Annotated in this window: 16 protein-coding genes and 1 other annotated feature; of the genes, 7 read left to right on the top strand and 9 right to left on the bottom strand. The window is 41.8% G+C overall.

Going from position 1 to position 20,736, the window contains the following annotated elements:
• Positions 1–107: 107 nt before the first annotated feature.
• Both NST45_RS09310 and NST45_RS09305 read left to right on the top strand, forming a co-directional pair.
• The gene (locus NST45_RS09310; protein ID WP_036688350.1) at positions 108–845 is read left to right on the top strand and encodes a glycosyltransferase; all 738 of its coding nucleotides are present in this window, start codon (positions 108–110) and stop codon (positions 843–845) included.
• A complete protein-coding gene (locus NST45_RS09305) occupies positions 842–1,558 on the top strand; it encodes a glycosyltransferase family A protein (protein WP_076098977.1) in 717 nt (238 codons plus the stop codon). The genes NST45_RS09310 and NST45_RS09305 overlap by 4 nt, the downstream gene beginning before the upstream one ends.
• A gap of 99 nt (positions 1,559–1,657) precedes the next feature.
• Here the strand turns inward: NST45_RS09305 and NST45_RS09300 are convergent, their stop codons facing one another.
• Positions 1,658–3,268: an S-layer homology domain-containing protein gene (locus NST45_RS09300; RefSeq protein ID WP_036688356.1), complete on the bottom strand. Its 1,611-nt coding sequence runs from the start codon at positions 3,266–3,268 to the stop codon at positions 1,658–1,660.
• Positions 3,269–3,362: 94 nt separating this feature from the next.
• The gene (locus tag NST45_RS09295) at positions 3,363–4,796 is read right to left on the bottom strand and encodes an MDR family MFS transporter (RefSeq protein ID WP_076098927.1); all 1,434 of its coding nucleotides are present in this window, start codon (positions 4,794–4,796) and stop codon (positions 3,363–3,365) included.
• A gap of 229 nt (positions 4,797–5,025) precedes the next feature.
• On the opposite strand from NST45_RS09295, the gene NST45_RS09290 reads away from it, so the two are divergent.
• A complete protein-coding gene (locus NST45_RS09290) occupies positions 5,026–5,703 on the top strand; it encodes a TetR/AcrR family transcriptional regulator (protein ID WP_038571872.1) in 678 nt (225 codons plus the stop codon).
• 86 nt (positions 5,704–5,789) lie between these two features.
• On the opposite strand, the gene NST45_RS09285 is transcribed toward NST45_RS09290, so the two are convergent.
• The 4 genes from NST45_RS09285 to NST45_RS09270 form a co-directional block, all read right to left on the bottom strand.
• On the bottom strand, positions 5,790–7,391 hold the full coding sequence (locus tag NST45_RS09285; protein WP_076146506.1) for a hypothetical protein: 1,602 nt from the start codon (positions 7,389–7,391) through the stop codon (positions 5,790–5,792).
• Complete coding sequence (locus NST45_RS09280; RefSeq protein WP_076146508.1) at positions 7,384–8,097, bottom strand: ABC transporter ATP-binding protein; 714 nt, start codon at positions 8,095–8,097, stop codon at positions 7,384–7,386. The genes NST45_RS09285 and NST45_RS09280 overlap by 8 nt, the downstream gene beginning before the upstream one ends.
• Before the next feature lie 1,044 nt (positions 8,098–9,141).
• Positions 9,142–10,881 carry an ABC transporter ATP-binding protein gene (locus NST45_RS09275; RefSeq protein WP_036688366.1) on the bottom strand — a complete coding sequence of 580 codons (1,740 nt, stop codon included), beginning with the start codon at positions 10,879–10,881 and terminating at the stop codon, positions 9,142–9,144.
• Complete coding sequence (locus NST45_RS09270) at positions 10,878–12,614, bottom strand: ABC transporter ATP-binding protein (RefSeq protein WP_076106321.1); 1,737 nt, start codon at positions 12,612–12,614, stop codon at positions 10,878–10,880. The genes NST45_RS09275 and NST45_RS09270 overlap by 4 nt, the downstream gene beginning before the upstream one ends.
• 150 nt (positions 12,615–12,764) lie before the next feature.
• On the opposite strand from NST45_RS09270, the gene NST45_RS09265 reads away from it, so the two are divergent.
• Entirely contained in the window at positions 12,765–13,634 is an 870-nt protein-coding gene (locus NST45_RS09265) for a LysR family transcriptional regulator (RefSeq protein ID WP_036688370.1), read from the top strand.
• Positions 13,635–13,642: 8 nt separating this feature from the next.
• Here the strand turns inward: NST45_RS09265 and metG are convergent, their stop codons facing one another.
• A complete protein-coding gene (gene metG, locus NST45_RS09260; RefSeq protein ID WP_339825408.1) occupies positions 13,643–15,289 on the bottom strand; it encodes a methionine--tRNA ligase in 1,647 nt (548 codons plus the stop codon).
• Between the two features lie 43 nt (positions 15,290–15,332).
• Positions 15,333–15,594, bottom strand: a binding site (T-box leader).
• A 125-nt stretch (positions 15,595–15,719) separates the two neighbouring features.
• On the opposite strand from metG, the gene NST45_RS09255 reads away from it, so the two are divergent.
• On the top strand, positions 15,720–16,184 hold the full coding sequence (locus NST45_RS09255) for a DUF4362 domain-containing protein (RefSeq protein ID WP_051491574.1): 465 nt from the start codon (positions 15,720–15,722) through the stop codon (positions 16,182–16,184).
• Between the two features lie 61 nt (positions 16,185–16,245).
• Here NST45_RS09255 and htpG read toward each other — a convergent pair whose 3' ends face one another.
• Positions 16,246–18,126 (bottom strand): molecular chaperone HtpG, encoded by a 1,881-nt coding sequence (htpG, locus tag NST45_RS09250; RefSeq protein ID WP_036688374.1) that lies wholly within the window; start codon positions 18,124–18,126, stop codon positions 16,246–16,248.
• A 253-nt stretch (positions 18,127–18,379) separates the two neighbouring features.
• Between htpG and NST45_RS09245 the strand changes: the two genes are divergently transcribed.
• Positions 18,380–18,802 (top strand): VOC family protein, encoded by a 423-nt coding sequence (locus NST45_RS09245; RefSeq protein ID WP_051491575.1) that lies wholly within the window; start codon positions 18,380–18,382, stop codon positions 18,800–18,802.
• Here NST45_RS09245 and NST45_RS09240 read toward each other — a convergent pair.
• Positions 18,773–19,648, bottom strand: coding sequence for a LysR family transcriptional regulator (locus NST45_RS09240; RefSeq protein WP_036688377.1), 876 nt, complete (start codon positions 19,646–19,648; stop codon positions 18,773–18,775). The two genes, NST45_RS09245 and NST45_RS09240, sit on opposite strands and share 30 nt — an antisense overlap.
• Positions 19,649–19,769: 121 nt before the next feature.
• Here NST45_RS09240 and dapA point away from each other — a divergent pair, with 121 nt between their 5' ends.
• Positions 19,770–20,666, top strand: coding sequence for a 4-hydroxy-tetrahydrodipicolinate synthase (gene dapA, locus NST45_RS09235; RefSeq protein WP_036688378.1), 897 nt, complete (start codon positions 19,770–19,772; stop codon positions 20,664–20,666).
• Positions 20,667–20,736: the final 70 nt, after the last annotated feature.

Here is a 20,736-nt window from a genome sequence, read left to right as displayed (position 1 = left end):
CAAGTCCATTTTGCTTTTAAGAGGTTGATATGCCGTGACTCTATCCTAACTTGGACATATCGTATAAATGAGACTTTTCCCAAAAATGCATATGAGGGGTTGGTTAAATGAGTGCTGTACCTCACTACAAGGCGAACCAACAAGGTATTTCCATTATTACCTGTACCAATCGCCATAATTATTTAAACAACCTATTTCAAAATTACAGCAGACAAAAATATGCAAATAAAGAACTTATCATTATTATCAATAATAATAAAATTCCACTATCCCCCTACCTAACCTTAGCTAAAAAACACAAAAATATTAAGATATTTCGTAAACCTGAACATCAATCTCTCGGTTCATGCTTAAACTATGCCGTAACAAAATGCAAATATCATACCATCGCCAAATTTGATGACGACGATTATTATGCCCCTCATTATTTGACGGAAAGTAATCTGACCTTACAAAGAACTAAAGCTGATATCCTTGGAAAACGGGCTCACTATATGTATTTACTAGGTTCAAAGACTTTGATTCTTCGTTTTGCAAATGATGAACACCGGACGGTTACCCATCTCCCTGGCGCTACGCTCGTCTTCAAACGAAAAGTATTCGATCATGTGAAATTTCCTAATAAAAACGTAGGTGAGGATGATCTCTTTTGCAGCAGAAGCAGAAAGAAAGGTTATAAGGTTTATTCTGCGAGTAAAAATAACTTCGTTGCCATACGTAGAAAAAACTCTTCAAAACATACATGGATTATCAGTGATAGTACGTTAATAGCTAACCATAAGATCATCCGGAATATTAAAAACTACAGGAATTTTGTTGGACGCAGTCCAAAGATTCCGTTATGAAGTTAACTGCTGAATCTACTTCATCTGCTGTGTCTATTCTAACTTGTACGAAACGAATTGATTGTATTAAAACCATGTTTGATAACTATCAACGACAGAATTTCAAATCTAAAGAACTTATCGTGATCATAAATAATGATAGCTTGAGAATAGAAGATTATATACAAGCTGCAAAAAAACATAAAAACGTACGGATCTATAAACTACCAGAATATCGTTCACTCGGGTTTTGTCTGAATTTTGGTGTGCACTTAGCGAATTATAGTTGTATCGCTAAATTTGATGACGACGATTATTACTCTGCCAACTATTTAACGGATAGTATGAACATCCTCCATAAAACTAAAGCTGATATCGTTGGAAAACGAGCTCACTATATGTATTTAAATGATAAGAAGCTACTTTTGCTTCGTTATCTTCATATGGAAAATAAACAGGTAACCAATGTTCAGGGTGCCACCCTACTCGTAAAACGAAATGTCTTCCAGCAGATTTCTTTTCCAGATTGGAATAAAGGTGAATGTGTTAAGTTTTGTGCGGATTGCGCTGCACAGGGCTTTAAGATTTATGCAGGAAATAAGTATAACTTCGCTGCGGTTCGTAGAAAAAACTCCAAAGATCACACATGGATCGTTAGTGACAAGAAACTTCTAGCTCAAAATGTTAAAGTTCTAAAGGTAAAAAACTTCAAAAAATACGTAACTCGAGGCTGATTTAATCAAACTCATTCTAGCAGTTGCGACTTAGTAACCCAATAAAAAGACTGGACAGCAATTAGCTAAGCGGCTATTCGCATCCAGTCTTTCATATTTTTAAAAAGTGTAATCGAAAAATTTCTCTGCATTCCTTAAACTAGCCCATATATCAGAGCTTTCTCCGCCTATATACCAATAAGCTACTCCAGCTAGTTTTTTAGTAACCGCTAAGTTGTATTTAGTTATTAATGAACGCCCATCCTCAATCCAAATCGTATGTTTTATAGCTTGTTTCGAGTAGCTCGCGACATATTGTCCCAGAGTAGAATTCCACACAGGTTTCGATGCATAGCTGCTGATGATCTGATTTTGCTCCGGAAGCGTAATATATTCAGAGGATAAAACCGTTCCCTTCTGGTTCAGTGTCCAATCCCGATTATATAAGGGCAATGCCAATATAACTTTTTGACTAGGTACAACTTTTAGGATTGTATTCACAGCCTTTTGATCATAAGAAAGCGAAGCATTGGACCCCGGAACTTGACTCCCGTCATAATGCTCATCATACCCCATCATCACCATGTAATTCACTTGCTTGCCTAGGGCAGCATAGTCAAAAGCTTCTGTCCAATCCGTTCCAAGATCAGGGGATACATCCATCGACAGAATAACATTGAGCGAATGCATTTTCTCGGCCAATAAAGTAATAAACGAAGTCAAATACACACGATCTTCGGCCGCTACATTTTCAAAATCTATATTTAGTCCATCTAATCCATATTTACTCACTAAAGCAGCTAATTGTTTGACTGCCGTATTCCTTGCGGTTGTACTCAACAGCATTTGATGCGTCGCTTCTTGATCCGATCGATTGCCAACCATCGCCCAGACTTGCCTTTTATTCTTTTTTGCCCAAGTTACCAGCGAGACATCTGTCGAATCCGTTACTGTCCCTGTTTTTCCAACATAATACCAACGTGGTGAGAGTGTGTTGACGTTCGATTGCAAAACATGATTCTCAAATTGTGACGTCGTGAGACCATACTGCCAGCCTATAACAATACGTTTGTCCGGATCACTTTCCAGCTCTGCCGCCCAGCTTGTATGTTGCAGCACCCGATCCATCAGCACTGCCGTCTCTTGCCTGGTTATCGGGTCCGTGGGTCGAAAATTTCCGCTATTATCGCCCTTCATTAATCCGCGATCATTAACCTTGGCTACAGCAGCACTTGCCCAGCTAGCAATTTGTTGCCGATCTTTAAAATTGGTTTGTGCGGTAGTTGCAGTGTTTGTTTGCTTTAGCGCTTTGGCTATCCACACAGCCGCTTCCTGCCGAGTAACTGCTTTTGCGGGTGCAAAAGTAGTTGCCGAAGTGCCGTTCGCCAGTTCAAGCTGAATTGCTGCCTGTATCCAGCCGTAATACCAAGCGCTTTTGGCTACGTCGGTATAAGGAGATACCGGACTCAACGCTGGATCAAGCTTCAACAGACGATCAAGAACTGTAATAAATTCAGCTCTAGTAATCGATTGAGTAGGTGAAAATTTAGTATTCGAGGTGCCAGTTAATATATTCCGGTTATATAAATCTATGATTTCTTTTTTTGCATAACTAGTGTTTATATCCTCAAAAGGAACCCCGTTATCGGCCGATATATGCTGAATAAATACTCCGGCGTATAGCACGACAGCGAGGGTCATTATAGTAAATCTAGCAAATATATTCTTCACGGGTTAAGAGATTCCCCCTTGGTTATCAATCTTTGAATTATACCAAGGATACAATCCATAAACATCGCTAAAATATTGGTAGAGTACGATAGGATCAGCTCTTCGGATTATGCAAAAAGAGACTAAGAACCACACCACACAGCACCAAGCCCAATGAAACTAGGAACGTGTCGTGGAATCCTGCAACCATAGCCTCTAAAGGTAGCTTCTGATTTCCTTGACTCATTTGAGTAGCTATATTCGAAGTCAATAAGCCCGACATTATAGCGACAGCAAAGGAACCCACAATTTGTTGTGCAGAGGCAGTAAGTGGGGTCACACGGCTGATCAAATCCTTCGGAGCGGCCTTAAGCACATGTGTACCGAGCTGCATAGTAGTTAATCCTTGGCCAAGTCCCATAATGGCAAAATAACTGATCATAACGTATACACTTGTATCATTTTGTAAACGTGACAAAAGAAAGAGTCCGGTGGACAGCAGCACAAGTCCAGAGAACACAACGGGCCGAGCTCCATACTTATCAAATAATTTTCCTCCAATAATCATGCCAGCAAAGGATATTAAAGCTTGAGGAATAACTAAAAGTCCCGATTCAAAGGAAGAAAAACCTCTGACCTGCTGCAAAAAAATTGGAATTAACAGAATCGAACCAAATAAGGCGAACTGATTAATCCAGGTCAAAATCATACCTTTACTAAATTCTAGAGATCGAAAAGAGCGAAGTTCCAATAACGGTTCTTTTTGGCGCAATTCCACGAAAATAAACAAGGCTAAAGCAATGAAGCTGAACGCAAGAGATATAATCGTTATACGATCCCCCCAGCCGTCCACTCCCCCTCTATGCACCCCAAATACCAAGCTGGAGAAAGCGAGTGGTGATAAAATCACACCCCAAATATCCAATTTAGCTTTATTCCCCTTCTCTATTACCGGAAGAAATTTCACTCCAACAATCATTGCAATAATACCAATGGGGACATTAATCAGAAAAATCCAGTGCCAGCTTGCATATTCCAACAGCCATCCTGACAGTACAGGACCAAGAACAGGCGCAATTAACATCGGTAGGCCAAGCAATCCCATGATTGAACCTCTTTTATCGGGAGGTGCGATTTTGAATGACATAGCCATACCAATTGGAGCAATCATCCCTCCGCCTAATCCCTGCAAAATACGAAAGATTATCAGCTCTGTTGTGGATTGTGCCATTGAGCATAATAAAGAACCTATGGTAAACAATACGATCGAAGCTAAAAAAACACGTTTGGCAGTAAACTTATCCGAGAACCATCCGGCCAATGGGATAATTACGGATAAAGCCAGCGTATAACCCGTGATGGCCCACTGTATTGTTTTTAGGCTGGCATCAAAGGTTTTTTCAAGCTGCGGGATCGCTACATTCATAATTGTACTGTCGAGCATAACCAGCAACATTCCTGTTATAAGTGCCAGTATTACGGGAAGTATTGCTTTTATAGAAAATTCTTTGGTGACTGGTTGGGATTGTTCCACTTGTAGATTACTCATGGGTCTATACACATCCTTTTTAATTTTTACTAATAAAATAGCTAACCGCTGCCTCCTTTTTAAAAAATCGCACCGTTAAACTAACAGTGTAAGATTAATATAGCACCCGTTTATTTGCTTGTAAATAAAAATATCTAACAGTGTAAGATAAACCGGTAATCTAACGATGGTAGACCAGCCATCCATCTTCGCTTATGATAAAAGAAGACAGTAACAGGAGGTCGTTTCGATGAGAATCAAAAATCTGCAAATCACTGAACAAGATATAATAAAAGCTTCTTGGGAGCTGCTAGATGATATCGGCATAGAGGCATTTAGTATGCGTAAATTAGCAGAACTATTAAATATACAAGCCGCCTCTCTCTATTGGCATTTTAAGAGTAAACAGAGTATTTTCCAGACACTGGCTAATGAGATCGCCAAAGAAGCCCTCGAAACTGCGAATCTCGAAGGTGATTGGCAAGAACAGCTTTTTCATTTTGCAGATCGAATCCGCGGGGTTTTACATAAGTATCCTTGCTCGGCTCAGCTGATGATGAGAACCTTGCCTTCTGAACCTAATTATCTATCTTTACTGAATACTTTGCTTCAGATCGTGGATCATCTTCCTTTAAGCGATAGTGACAAATTCTCCTTAATTGCTTGCGTGTTAAACTATGTAATCTCTTTCGAATTGGACAAATATGAGCAGGATCGAATTGACTTAGCCATGAAAAATGAACCTAATGGAGATGCTAGAGAGGTATTTAAACAATCGCTTGAGCACTTATCAGGGGATGGACCTAATGTTATAAAACGAATGTACGAAAACAATATCTTTAATGAAATTGGCTCCGATAAGATGTTCTATACAGGTCTAAAAATAATGGTGAGTGGAATTGAACAGTTAGCTAATGAGCGACAGTAGAGCTTAGGGGATTTTTCACGACAATAAATCTTGGCACAAATAAAGGGCATCCCAGCAGCCGATTTCGGCTTTTGGAATGCCCTTTTTTAAAGAGCCCGAAATAAAAGTTCTCCTTTGGACTGAATGTATCTATACATCACTCCACATGCCACAAATATCACCACACCAATACCTAACATAACGAGATTACCATTTAGATCGGATAAAAGAAAACTCAAACCAAATGGAATCAGCAAGCTGATAAATCCTATAATCATCGCTACAAGGACCGAAGCACTTTGTTTAATTACAGAGACTTCATTGGTCCACTCCAGTTTAGGAAGCTTCAAGTTAACGATCACACCTACCATTGCGGTAAGACAAGCGTATAGGACGGGGATTATTAGCAATAACAAGCTCTCCATCCAGCCTGTGCCCAGAGAAATCATAAGAAGCACACTACTAACAATCACAATCGGTACTGTAATGGTGAGATTCACTGCGATTTTACTTAATAATATGGTTTTTGTCGGAACGGGGGCGCTTTTTAAAATCCAAATATGGTTACCTTCAAGCGAAATCGAACTCGATGTCGTGCAGCTTAATGCTACAAAGAGGGAAACAAATAGTGGCGCCAATCTGCTTAGATAGTTAGAGAGTTCAGGTATCTCAATAATTTGTCCTAATTGCTCTGAGCTAACAAACAGTAAGGTAATCGCCATGACAAGTAACATAACCATACCGATACTCGTATTTAGCACATATATAGAAGAACTGAAATAGCGGCGCAGCTCTTTTTTATACAATGTGTAAAGCGGTGAAGAGACTGCAAGTGACCTCATTTGATACTTATTCTTTGAGTAAGAAGTCGTAAGGCCTGTGTGTATTGCTTTATATTTGCTGCCAAGAATAAGGGTAAACGACATAAAAGAAAGTAACGAAATCCCTATAAATAATAGCAAAGGAGCTACCTGATACGAGCAGACAGCATCTACATACATAACCGTCAAAGGATATAAGTTGAAGATTTGATCGGCAATTTGTGTGCTCATATCCGCAAGTAACTGCGGGTCATTCCCATTCATTTGGCCTGAACCCAAAATAATAACAATGATTACGGCAAAAGTCAGAATGAGACTTATTAAACGACTTCCTTTAAAACGTGAGGAAATCCAACTAATCAATGCCCCTATAATTGTTGCAGCAATGATTGGCACTAATGGGATAAATAGCAGCGTTATCATGAAAAATAAATAATATACTACTGCCGGATTTACCTTTATAGCATAAACTACACCTGCTGGCACCATCACCATCAATGAGAACAGTATATTCAGCACATAGAGCTGAACTACACGGCTTGCTACGATATGGCTCGTTTTGATAGGCAACGACATTACGAGATCGTAATCTTTGGAGCCAAATAATACCCCACTCGCCTTATAGATCGTTGTAAAAAATCCAATCAAGCAAGTAACAGCCATCATAATCGCAAGCAGCAGCTCTGGCCGGCCTATCTGTTCAAGGGTCTCTGCTATCATGAAGCTATATCCAAATGAAACTACTGCCATCATGACAATCCCTATTAAGATACCGATGCTCAGCAAAAGCATTTTTCGTCTTTCTTTCATATCCCTTGTATGCAAAGCTTTATTTAACCCAAACGATGAGATCAGCTGAATTTTCGTCAATCGCCAGATATTAATCATGTTTAATCAACTCCAAAAACACATCTTCAAGGCTACTGTCACCTTTCACCTCTTCTGTTTTCCCATGAGTGATCAATTCACCCGCTTTGATAATGGCAATCTTATTACAGAGCTTCTCGGCCACATCCAGTACATGCGTCGAAAAAAAGATCGCACTGCCCTGGCTGCAAATCTCCGCCATGATTTTCTTGAGCGTGTGTGCCGCTTTTGGATCAAGTCCCACAAAGGGTTCATCCAGAACGAGTAGCTTCGGTTTATGAATAAGCGCGGAGATAATCGCGAGTTTCTGTTTCATACCATGAGAATATGCGGAGATTAAATCCCCCAGATTAGAGGTAATCTCAAATTCATCGCTATACTTCTTTATCAATAACTCCCGATCCGCTTTCGATACACTAAAAAGATCACCAATAAAATTCAAGTACTGAATGCCCGTCAGATGATCGTATAGATCCGGATTATCTGGAATATACGCAGTAATCGCTTTGCAGGCTAAGGGATCTTTTTTAATGGAGTACCCACCAATCTCGATATCTCCCTCCTCAAAATCTAAAACTCCGACCACTGCTCGGATAGTTGTTGTTTTCCCCGCACCGTTATGACCGATAAAGCCATAGATGTCACCTTTTTCGACCACCAAATTCAGATCATTTACCGCCTTCTTGCCACCCTTGTAGCTCTTGGTAAAATGTTTGATTGTCAACATCTTGCCACTCCCCTTCCAATCTCATAACACTCTCGAGAAGTCATATTTACTATAGCTTCGTCGTCTTCAATATACGTTTCTTATAATACGTTTAGCCCGTCCAGATAGTTCATTCGTTCACAAATATTTTTATCGGAAATTCCCACCCTATAGCGCGCGAGGTGAATAGTAACCGGGTCCGTAAGGGTAAGCAATTTACTTTTGAACGCTAAACAATCGACTTCGTTGGTGCCACGATGTATAGGACCGAGGCGCCCTTATTTCACAAAATCATGCCTTTTTCCACTCCGTTCGGACTCAGATGCAGCTATTGTGCCATTTCTGCTCCTTTTTGCTGCAAAATCAGCCGAATAAGTGCTATGCAGTCCGTTACTTTGAAATAAGGCGCCAAAAACACTATTTAGCTGCAATACGGTCCGCAAGGGTAAACAAACTACTTTGCTGACGATGTGATAGCTACTTTGGAACGCTAAGCAAATTACTTTGGGGACGGTGAGATAACTAACTTTGGAACGCTATCCAAACTACTTTGGGGACGATGAGCTAACTACTTTGAACGCTAAGCAAACTACTTTGGGGACGATGAGCTAACTACCTTGGCACGTAAGCGAACTACTTTCTAAGCATTCTACACTGGAACAGAAGCAATTTACCTTTGGCGATGGCTGCCATTCCTACGTATTGGACCGAGGCGCCCTAATTTCACAAAATCATGCCTTTTTCCACTTCGTTCGGACTCAGATGCAGCTATTGTGCCATATCCGCTCCTTTTTGCTGCAAAATCAGCCGAATAAGTGCTATGCAGTCCGTTACTTTGAAAAAAGGCGCCAAAAACACAATTTAGCTGCAATACGGTCCGCAAGGGTAAGGTAAGGTAAGGTAAGGTAAGGTAAGGTAAGGTAAGGTAAGGTAAGGTAAGGTAAGGTAAGGTAAGCCAAGCCAAGCCAAGCCAAGCTAAGCTTAGCCAAACTAACTATCCACCCGACAAAAAGAGCATTCACCCCCAAATTCGGGATTGAATGCTCTTTTTTCTAAATGCAAAGTCTACGCTGATGCGAACTGACTGTTATATAATCTGGCGTAATATCCACCGCTAGCTAGGAGTTGGTCATGCGTACCACTCTCCACAATGTCTCCGTCCTTCATGAAAAGAATGAGATCCGATTCTCGAATCGTTGACAAACGGTGGGCAATTACAAAGCTGGTCCGGCCTGCGATCATTTTTAGAAAAGCCTTCTGAATCCGTACCTCAGTCAGCGTATCAATACTGCTGGTGGCTTCATCCAAAATGAGCATAGGTGTATCTACGAGCATCACTCGTGCTATGGTTAGCAGCTGCTTTTGTCCTTGCGACAAATTATCTCCTGAGCCACTGATCTTCGTATCATATCCCTCAGGCAGGCGTTTAATGAAGCTATGAGCATTAGCAGCCTTAGCAGCAGCGATGACCTCTTCTTCGGTAGCCTCAGGTTTACCGTAGGCAATATTTTCTCTAATTGTGCCGCCAAACAGCCAAGTGTCCTGCAACACCATCCCGAAATTACGCCGCAGACTGTCCCGGGTAATCGTCTTGATATCCACGCCGTCAATCTTGATGGAACCCCTATCCACATCATAAAAACGCATAAGCAGATTAACCAGTGTCGTCTTCCCCGCTCCCGTCTGCCCTACAATTGCAACCCGGGTACCTGGTTTCACTTCCAGACTGAAATCATTAATCAGAGGACGTTCAGGATTATAAGCAAAGGATACTTTTTCAAAGGTAATTGTTCCTTGGCTTGTATTCATAATTTTGGCGTCTGTTGCATCAGCTGGTTCTGGCGATAGGTCTAGAATGGCGAAAATCCGCTGCGCTGATGCTGTTGCCGATTGAAGCTGCGTAATCACACCTGTAATTTCATTAAACGGCTTAGCGAACAAGTTGGAGAAGATCAAAAAGCTGGACAAATCCCCTACCGTCATAAGCCCGCGAATCACCATAACACTTCCGATCATCGCGATAACAGAGAAGGTAATATTATTTACTAACCGTGTTGTCGGATTAGACAAAGAACCGTAAAATTGTGATTTCACGCCAGTCTGGTACAAAGTCTCGTTTCGTTCTTCAAACTGGGTCAGTGCACGGTCTTCATAATGATAAGCAGTGACCACTTTTTGTCCGCCGATCATTTCCTCCACGTATCCGTTGAGACCGCCCAGAATTTTAGCCTGCTCCTTAAACATCTTCTGGGAGCGCATCGTAATGAATCTTGCCACAAAAAATGTAACGGGTGCTGACAGAAGAACAACTAAGGTCATTAAAGGACTAATGTACAACATGAGTGCAATTGCCCCCACGATGGTGATGATCCCCGTGAGCAGTGTTGAGAAGCCTTGCAGCAGTCCATCAGAGACCGCATCCATGTCATTAACAAACCGGCTGATGCTGTCCCCTTGCGGGTGGTTATCATGAAATTTTAACGGCAAAACATTTAATTTATCAAAAAGCTCCCGCCGTAAGTCATATACAGTCCGGTAGGCAATTCGATTAGTCAGGTAGGTAAGAAGCCATCCGAAAAAGCTGCCGACAATATACACCCCTGCCAGAATCAAAAGCAGTCTAAGTACGGCGTCAAAATCAACCTCTCCCGGCCCGATCATAAAATCGATGGCGCTGCCGATAAGCAACGGGCCAATTAGACTGGCAATCACACTGAGTATTGCGCAGATTACTGCGCCTATAGCTATTTTTTTATAATGCCCTGTGTATACAATAAGTCTTTTCCAAATGTTGTTTTTGTTCATTGGCCCGACTCCTCACTTGATAGCTGGGACAGGCAGATTTCTTTATACTCTTCACAACCCCGCATCAGCTCCTCATGGGTTCCGACACCGGCGATCCGCCCTTCCTCAAATACCATTATTTTATCCGCTTGTCTTACAGTGCTTACCCTCTGCGAGACAAGGAGCACGGTCATTTCCTGGCTGCTCTCTTTAAGAGCCTTTCGAAGTGCCGCATCTGTGGAGAAATCCAGCGCACTGGAGGAGTCATCCAAAATAAGAATCGATGGCTTACCTACTACTGCACGAGCTATGGTTAAGCGCTGCTTTTGTCCACCGGATAAATTTAATCCACCACGAGATACTTGCGTATTCAAGCCTTCGGGTAATTTACGTATAAACTCCTCCGCTTGAGCGATAGAGGCTGCCTGCATGATTTCTTCCTCAGTTGCATCTTCCTTACCCCAACGTATATTCTCAGCGATTGTTCCTGTAAACAGCACAGCTTTTTGCGGTACAATCCCTATTTTCTCACGAAGCTGGTGCAGCTTGTAATCTCTGACATCCACACCATCCACTTTCACTTCACCTTGCACCACATCATAAAAACGAGGGATCAAATTCACAAAAGTAGACTTACCTGAACCCGTACTGCCAATCAGGCCCACGGTCTCTCCGCGATTAATTACTAAAGATATATCCTCTAATGCCGATTCACCTGTCGTATTATACCCAAAGGATACGTGATCGAATTGTATAGCAGGGGCAGCAGGGGCAGGTTCTGCAATCAATGCATTTCCTTCCTCGGACACGGATACCTTAACACCAAGCACTTCATTCACACGATTCGCTGAGGATGAGGCTTTTGTAAAAATAATAACCAAGTTGGAGACCACTATCAGCGCCAGCAAGATCTGAGTGATGTAATTGATGAAGGCAATGATCTCCCCTTGAGACAATCGGCCCCCATCGATATGAATTCCGCCTACCCACAAAATAGCTATGATCGCCGCATTTACTACAAGTGTAGTCATCGGCCCAAGCAAAGCAGAAATCCGCGAAACCCGGATCGCCGTAGTAGTCAAATCATCAGATGAGGCATCAAAACGTTCTTTTTCTGTACGTCTTTTGGCAAAAGCACGAATCACTCGAATCCCCGATAAATTCTCACTCAGTACGAGCGCAAGGGCATCCAGCTTCTGCTGGTATTTTCGGTACAAAGGAGCACTGCGGGTGATAATAAAATATAAAATAATGCCAAAAACCGGTGTTGCCGCTATTAGAATCAGCGATAATCTAAAATCCAAAATCATGGACATTAGGATAGCCCCGATGCAGATAAACGGTGCACGAATAACTAGACGAATCAGCATGGCCACAGCAATTTGCAGCTGGTTTACGTCATTGGTAATCCGATTAATCAGTGTAGGCGTACCTAAGGTATCCAGTTCAGCATACGACAAGGATGTAATATGTCTAAACATCTTATTGCGTAGTGTCGTACCGAATCCCTGTGAAGCCCGGGCTGCATAGTATTGGCATACCATGGAGCAGCCGAAGCCAAGCAGTGACATCAGAACCATTAGGCCACCCATGCGGTAAACATAGGCGCTGTCATGATTGCCAACCCCGTTGTTGATGATCAATGCGACAATGGTAGGCAAAATCAGCTCCAGAATCGCTTCCATCAGTTTGAAGATCGGTCCAATGATCGCTTCTTTTTTGTACGGCTTTAAATATACTGCAATTTTGAACAAATTTATCCACACCCAACATAAGAAGTATTTAACCACTTGAAATATGTATAAGAACAGTTATGATTATGGCATATCTACTCACATATTAATAATATTGGATTCGTATCGCTCCCATACGATTAGCATATCTCAAGTTCGGAGGATTTTTATATGGATATTAGACAGCTTAAATATTTTATGGCGATAGCTGAGGAAGGACAGATCACATCTGCAGCCAAAAAACTGCAAATGGCCCAGCCTCCACTGAGCCAGCAGCTAAAGCTCCTGGAGGAAGAACTCGGTGTAAAGCTAGTGGAACGAGGTCCACGCAGCGTGCAGCTCACTGAAGCTGGAGCCATTTTGCGGGACCGTGCCCAACAAATTCTGGAGCTGGCAGATTCCACTGCCCGTGAGCTCACTGATTTTGTCAAAGGTTTAAAAGGAACCCTAGCCATTGGTACAGTTTCTTCCTCTGGAGCTACGTTGCTTCAAGATCGGCTATGTGAATTTCACAAAACCTATAAAGGTGTGAAGTTTGAGATTCATGAAGGAAATACCTTTAGAATCATTGACCTCTTGAATAAAGGCATTGTCGAAGTCGGGATTGTTAGGACACCCTTTAATGGTACAAATTTAGAATGTCTTTACACACAAGCTGAACCTATGATTGCCGTAATGACACCTGAGTATGACTGGAAAACGGATGAAAACTTTATTGAGATCGGTGAGCTAAAGGATAAGCCGCTTATTATCTACCGCCGTTTTGAGCAGCTTATCCGGGAAACATGTCTTGAGAACGGCTTTGATCCGCTGATTTTCTGTATGAATGATGATGCTAGAACAACACTGCTCTGGGCAAACGCTGGTCTTGGCATCGGAATCATCCCCAAATCCGCTTTCGAATTAACGAGTAATAGTAATTTGATCTATAAAGAAATTAGTAGTGAATCACTACGCACGCGGGTCGCCGCCGTCTGGATTAAGGATAAATACTTGTCATCATTGGCTTCAAAGTTTATTGAGAGTTTCAAGAATGGATAATACCAGCTCTATTTATTCACTTGCTGTTGAACGAGCCTATCCTCTTCTTCTTTAATACGGTTAATATCAATTCGTTCAAACAATAATTGTAAATCAGTAACCTGTTGGTAAGGGGGTACCGAGCAAGGCTGCCAATTCGGTAGTTCTAACGACAGGAACCCCCTGATCTTGTCACAAGAGAACGGCAGAAACGGATGTAACAAATTCGCTAGGTTCGCAATAATCTGCACACATGTGTATATTGCAGAATCACAAGAAACCTGATCCTCTTTTATCTGTATCCATGGTTTTTGCAGGTCGAAATACTGGTTTGCCTTGCGCACATAAGAAAAAATATACTCCAGCGCATCTTTTAGATTCCCAGCCTCAATAAGCCGCCCTGATTCGAGATACAAGAGGTCAATGTTGTCATTCCACCCCTTATCCAATTGCCCATTCGGCACTTTCCCTTCATAAAACTTATCTACAAAAGCCAATGAACGGTTCACAAAGTTACCAAATGCTCCAAGCAGCTCTCCATTATGGCTATAAATAAACTCTCTCCAGGAAAAATCCGTGTCCCGCTTCTCGGGTCCATTAGCAATTAAGAAATAACGAATAGAATCTGGCTGATACCGCTCTAAAATATCAGGTACCCAGACCGCCCAGTTTCGGCTAGTGGAGAACTTCTGCCCTTCAAGGGTTAAATATTCGCTAGATATAATCCTGTCCGGTAAATGCAGACCTCCAGCTCCTAATAACACAGCCGGCCATATTAAAGTGTGAAAAGGAATATTGTCTTTACCATGCACATAATAAGCAGTAATCTCCCCTTTTTCCTCTAACCAAAAATCCTCCCAGCTTCCTCCGGACTGTGCAGCCCACTGCTTACTGGCTGATAAATAACCACTTACCGCCTCAATCCAAACATAAATCTTTTTATCTTCAAATCCAGCCACAGGAACATCTACACCCCAAGACAAGTCTCTTGTTACCGCGCGGTCCTGCAGCTCTTCTTGTAAATAACGTTTGGTCAGTTTTATAGCGTTATCTCTCCAAAATTGTGCTTCCTCTACATATTCCGTTAATTCAGACTGAAAATTAGATAAGCTAAGATAATAATGTTCTGTCGGCCTTTCTGATGGTGTATTACCACATAATTTGCAGACTCTGTCTAACAAATCGGCAGGATCTAGAATCGTAGAACAATAATCACATTGATCCCCTCGCGCCCGCTGGCCACATACCGGACAAGTCCCTTCCACATATCTGTCTGGCAAAAAGCGCTGATCCACCTCGCAGTAACATTGCGCAATGGTTTTTTTATGTAAATGACCATTCTCTAGTAGCTTTGTAAACAACTCTTGCACGACCTTATGATGCTGCGGTTGATCCGTTCGAGTATATAGATCATAACTAAATCCCAGCTGTTTAAAACACTTCAGAAACTCCTCATGATATCTGCTTGCAAAAGCTCCGGGTGTAATCCCTTCATTCGCAGCCTGAACCGCTACGGGTGTGCCATGGCAATCACTGCCTGATACATATAATACGTTATCCCCTTTGGAGCGAAAATATCGTGCCAGCACATCCCCAGGCAACACACTTGATAATCTCCCAAGATGTAAAGATCCATTCGCATACGGCCAAGCACCACCTATAAACACATTACTCATTAACCTTCTCCTCCTTTTTTTGACAACAAAAAAACTCCCATCCACAAAGGACGAGAGTTCTACTCACGTGTTACCACCTAATTTTATAAATGCCTCATGACATTTACCTCTTCAGGTACGACGTTAATTAACGTTTATACCCTAGCACTGTAACGGATGCAGGTTCCGGCGCAGCCTACAACCCATAAGGTTTCGATGCGCAGCTCTGAGACCATATTCCCAAGGGTTTTCTTTACTCCTTTTCAGCGACCGGAGCTCTCTGTTGAAAGAATTGCCGTGGTACTCTTTCTCTTCTTTGCTTTTACATATTCAAGTTAGAGAAAATAATAATCAATTTGTTGTTTATTGTCAATGTGAAAAATCAAGCTCACTGTAACTTTTCCAGTTAATCTCCGTCTTTTATATAAATACGTTACAAGGAGGTCCCTCAGTGAAAAAGGTAAATTTGCTTACACTCTCTGTTCTTTTACTAGCAGGGGTATGGGGTTGCTCCGATAATCAAGTCAATTCTGTACCTAAAAGTGAGCCCTATACTTCCAAAGAAGCCATCAGTAGAGGGGATATTGTTTCTTGGGAAAAAGTGTACAACCTCGATAAATTCGAGCAATTTATAACGAATCTCTCCAGCAAAAAAGCAGACAATATACGCGTTACAAGTTACACAGATGAAGGCGATCCTATATTTAAGGATTTGAAATTTGACGGTAACGTGATTAATTATAGCTATGATACCTCTAATGATGCATTCGGTGGAAGCAACACAGGAGTCAGAACCGATACCTGCTCCGAAGTGACGAGTAAAAAAAGCACACAAGGTGAAATTATCTATTCGATCAGCGGTTGCACAAATAATGACTCTGAAATTGATTACTACCTTTTTCGCACAACAAAATGAAATGCTGAAATAAAAAAGACCACCCAATCATAATACAATTGGATGGTCTCTGTACTTCATATTATTTCATGATTTTGCAAATATCATTGGTGAATTGAACAGGATCACTAACCTGTAGACCTTCGATCAACAGCGCTTGGTTGTACAGCAGGTTCGTGTATAAACCGAGCTTTTCTTTGTCGTTCTCTGCTGCCGCCTTCAAGGACTGGAATACTTCGTGATGGATGTTGATTTCAAGTACCTTATCCGCTTGCACCTCTTGGCCATTCGGCATCGATTTCAGAATTTTCTCCATCTCGATCGTCAGCTCACCTTCTGCAGAGAGACATACCGGATGAGTCTTTAAACGTTTGGAAGCTTTAACATTTTTCACTTTGCCGGACAGGATGTCCTTCATCGCTTCAAAAAGCTCCTTGTTTTCGTTCTCTTCCGCTTCCGTTGGCTTGTCCGCTTCGTCGGCTTCGATCCCCAGATCTCCGCTGGATACGGATTTAAATTCTTTTTCCTTATAAGACTGAATCATCTTGATCGCAAATTCATCAATATCATCAGTGAAGTAGAGAATTTCATACCCTTTATCCGATACAAGCTCGGTTTGCGGGAGCTTCTCGATTCTGTCGATCGACTCTCCGGAAGCATAGTAGATATACTTCTGATCTTCTGGCATTCTTGAGACGTATTCGTCCAGCGTAACCAGCTTCTTCTCCTTGGAGGAGTAGAACATCAGTAAATCTTGGAGGGTGTCTTTGTGCATCCCATAATCGTTATAAACACCAAACTTAAGCTGTCTGCCAAAAGCATTATAGAACTGCTCATATTTCTCTCTTTCATCCTTCAGCAGGCTTTGCAGTTGGCTTTTCACTTTATTCTTAATATTCTTAGCGATCAAAGTCAGCTGACGGTCATGCTGGAGCATCTCTCTGGAAATGTTCAAGGAAAGATCCTCTGAGTCCACCATACCTTTTACAAAACTGAAGTAATCAGGCAGCAGATCCGCACATTTGTTCATGATCAACACACCGTTGGAATAGAGCTCAAGACCTTTTTCATATTCCTTTGTGTAATAGTCAAACGGTGTATTTTCTGGGATGAACAAAATCGCATTGTACACTACAGCACCATCAGCACTGATATGAATATGTTTAAGCGGCTTATCGAAGCCGTAACGTTTCTCTGCATAGAAGTTATCGTAATCTTCTGTAGTCAGCTCGCTTTTGTTCTTGCGCCAGATTGGCACCATGCTGTTTACGGTTTGTTCTTGAACAACTTCTTCGAACTCATTCTCCGTGCCTTCTTTTGGCTTTTGTTCCTTCAAGTCCATTTTGATTGGGAAACGGATGAAGTCGGAGTATTTTTTAATGATGGATTTCAGGCGATATTCTTCCAAATATTCATCATATTGATCTTCTTCAGTATTCTCTTTAATCTTCAAAATCACATCAGTGCCGACAGAATCCTTCTCAACAGTCTCGATGGTATAGCCGTCAGCGCCCTTAGACTCCCATTTAAAGGCCTCGTCGCTTCCTAATGCCTTACTGATCACTATAACGTCATCAGCCACCATAAACGCAGCGTAGAAGCCCACCCCGAACTGTCCGATGATGTTGTGGCCATCTTTAGCTTCGTTCTCTTTCTTAAAAGCAAGAGATCCACTCTTCGCGATAATTCCTAAGTTATTCTCCAGCTCTTCTTGTGTCATCCCGATACCTGTATCGGAAATCGTCAAGGTTCTGTTCGCCTTATCGGCGGTCACTTTAATATAATAATCCTCTTTATTGAAGACCAGGCCTTCATCAGCTAAGGCTTTGTAATAGATCTTATCAATCGCATCACTTGCATTGGAAATCAGTTCACGCAGGAAAATTTCCCGTTGAGTATAAATGGAGTTAATCATCATTTCCAGCAATCTTTTCGATTCGGCTTTAAACTCTTTTTTGGCCATGAATAAATAAATCTCCTTTCAAAATAACCTTATTATTCATCATTCCGTGATTAGCACTCTTCTTAGATGAGTGCTAATTCTTCTTTTTATATAACATAAACTCATTTTCAATGTCAAATTTTTTGGCTACTTTCATATGAAAATATAACCCTTTACAATTCCCTTGGAGTCCTATTGATTGTATGATTTAAATAGATTAGATACATAATTTCCAAATAAAGGTTTATCCATTTCGGATTTGGGAGGTCTTTAAATGAATGAACAAGCAATGTCCGCTTTAAATTCCACAATAAAAAGCCCCGTAAAGAACTTAATTGGCAGTGTATTCATTCCCGTACATGATATTGAAAAATCCCGTCGCTGGTATTGCCAAGTCCTGGGGCTTCCAGAGACAGATTGTAAGATCATGAACGGTCATTTATGCCCGCTGCCTATGCAGGGAAACACTGGAATCATACTGGATACCATGCCGTTGTGGGGCGGCTTAGAACCTGAAGGAACACCGCCCATTACAACACCAGCTTTTTTGTTACTGACCGATGATTTGCAAGCCTCTTTCAATTATGTGAAGGCTCTCGGTGTAGAGCTAGTAACTGAAATTCAAGATGAGCATTGGTTTGTTGTGAAAGATCCTGATGGGAATAAATTAATGATTTGCAAGCAACATTTGGATTAAAAATTGCAGCGGTTGTGATTTCCACTTCTTAGGGTGCATCAGAAGCTGCAGATCAAAGTGAATTTCGGGATGAATAAAGGACAGCTCCGCCAAGCTTCCTCGTTCAATTTCTTCCTCTGCCACGATTTTTGGTAACAAAGCAATTCCAAGACCATTCATTACACAACGTTTGATGGCCTCCAGATTCGAAAGCTCAAAACCTATGCGGAATATGATCCCGTGCTCTTTTAACAAATTCTCGAACAGACTGCGGTAAATACAGCTTTCCTCCGAGACTATTAGCTCACAGTTATTCAGATCGTTTAGGGTTACCGTATCCATCTGGGCAAGCGGATGATGAATGGGGGCTATCAATACAAGCGGCTCATCTCTGACGATCGTACGCTCAAGGATGGAATCCGCAGTGGTGCGATCCAACATTAAGCCTAGATCTACTTCGCCATCTTTTATTTTGGCAAGAAGATTAGCTTCCTGCATCGTTTGCAGATGAATATCCAGCTTCGGAAATTTAGTCCTTAGCTGCTGCAGGTAAGGAGGTAAATAAAAGGCCGCTAAAGAATCTATCGTCCCAATAGTTATCGTTCCTCCGATTTGCTGGGCGATGGTTTCTTTTGAACGATCATACAAATCCAAAATCTCCACGAACAGCTTCAATAACTCTTCTCCTGGCGGGGTAAGCCGCAGCTGACGGCCATGCCTCTCTATTAAAGGTACTCCATATTCCTTCTCTATCTTCTGTATCTGCATCGTCACACTTGATTGTGCATATCCCAATTCTTCAGCAGCTCGCGTAAAGCTCTGACGTTTAGCCACCTCGCGGAAGGTTCGTAAATAGGTTAAATCCATTACCTCACCCTAACATCAATATTTTTGATGATCCATATCATTTATTATAGCTAACGACGATGCTACTTTCCATGGTAAAGTGTATGTAGAGGAATTAAAATATTTTGGAGGCCGATAATTTATGCTTACAGAACAACAGATTTATGGAGTTTATGTCCCCGTGGTCACCCCGTTCAATGCTGCTGGTGAAGTTGATTTGGATTCGTATCAGCGTTATGTAAAGAACATTATTAACAACAGCATACAAGGTCTGGTCGTTAATGGAACCACCGGAGAATCGCCCACTGTAACCGTAAATGAAATGCAGCTTCTAGTAAACACTTCCCGTGAGCTTCTACAATCCACATCAATCCCCTTAGTAGTTGGTACAGGTACCAATGATACAGCCTCTACGGTTGCACGCACGGAAATTGCTGCAAACCTTGGTGCTGATTGTGCACTAGTAGTCGTACCTTATTATAGTCGTCCTTCACAAGAGGGTATCATTGCCCATTTCCGCAAAGCTGCAGAAGTAGGCATACCAATCATGGCTTATGATATTCCAAGTCGTACAGGTACCGCCATGACGGTAGATACTGCACGTACAATCCTAGAAATGAATAATGTTGTCGGTTTAAAAGACTGCTCAGGCAGTACAAAAATGGTTACAGAGTTAGTCCGTACAGGTGCCAAACCTGTGCTTGGCGGCGATGATTCCCTCTTTTATGAAATGCTTAGCTGCGGAGCAGCTGGGGGTATGCTCGCTACTGCCAACGTTTATCCGGCAGAATGCCTTCGTATCTTTGAAGCCTTTACATCTGGTCAAGTGGACTTCGCTAAAGAAAGCTTTGAACAACTACTGCCGATCATCCGCCTATTGTTCAAGGAATCGAATCCCGCTCCAATTAAATGGATGCTTAACCAAAACGGCCTACTATCCTCGGATACGCTTCGCCTCCCTATGACTTCCATCAGCACAGGACTTCAGCAAGAACTGAGCCCCTATGTTCAGGACAATACAATTGAAGCAACCGCATAAATGAAATAACAACAGCCGTTGTACAGTGAGGAACTGTTTAGCGGCTGTTTTTTGTTGTAAATCATCAGGA

The sequence above is a fragment of the Paenibacillus sp. FSL R7-0163 genome (assembly GCF_037969975.1).
In the GTDB taxonomy this organism is placed as follows: Bacteria; Bacillota; Bacilli; order Paenibacillales; family Paenibacillaceae; genus Paenibacillus_AQ; species Paenibacillus_AQ odorifer.
The sequence above is the reverse complement of the archived record's forward strand: the minus strand, read 5'-3'. Positions and strand labels throughout refer to the sequence as shown.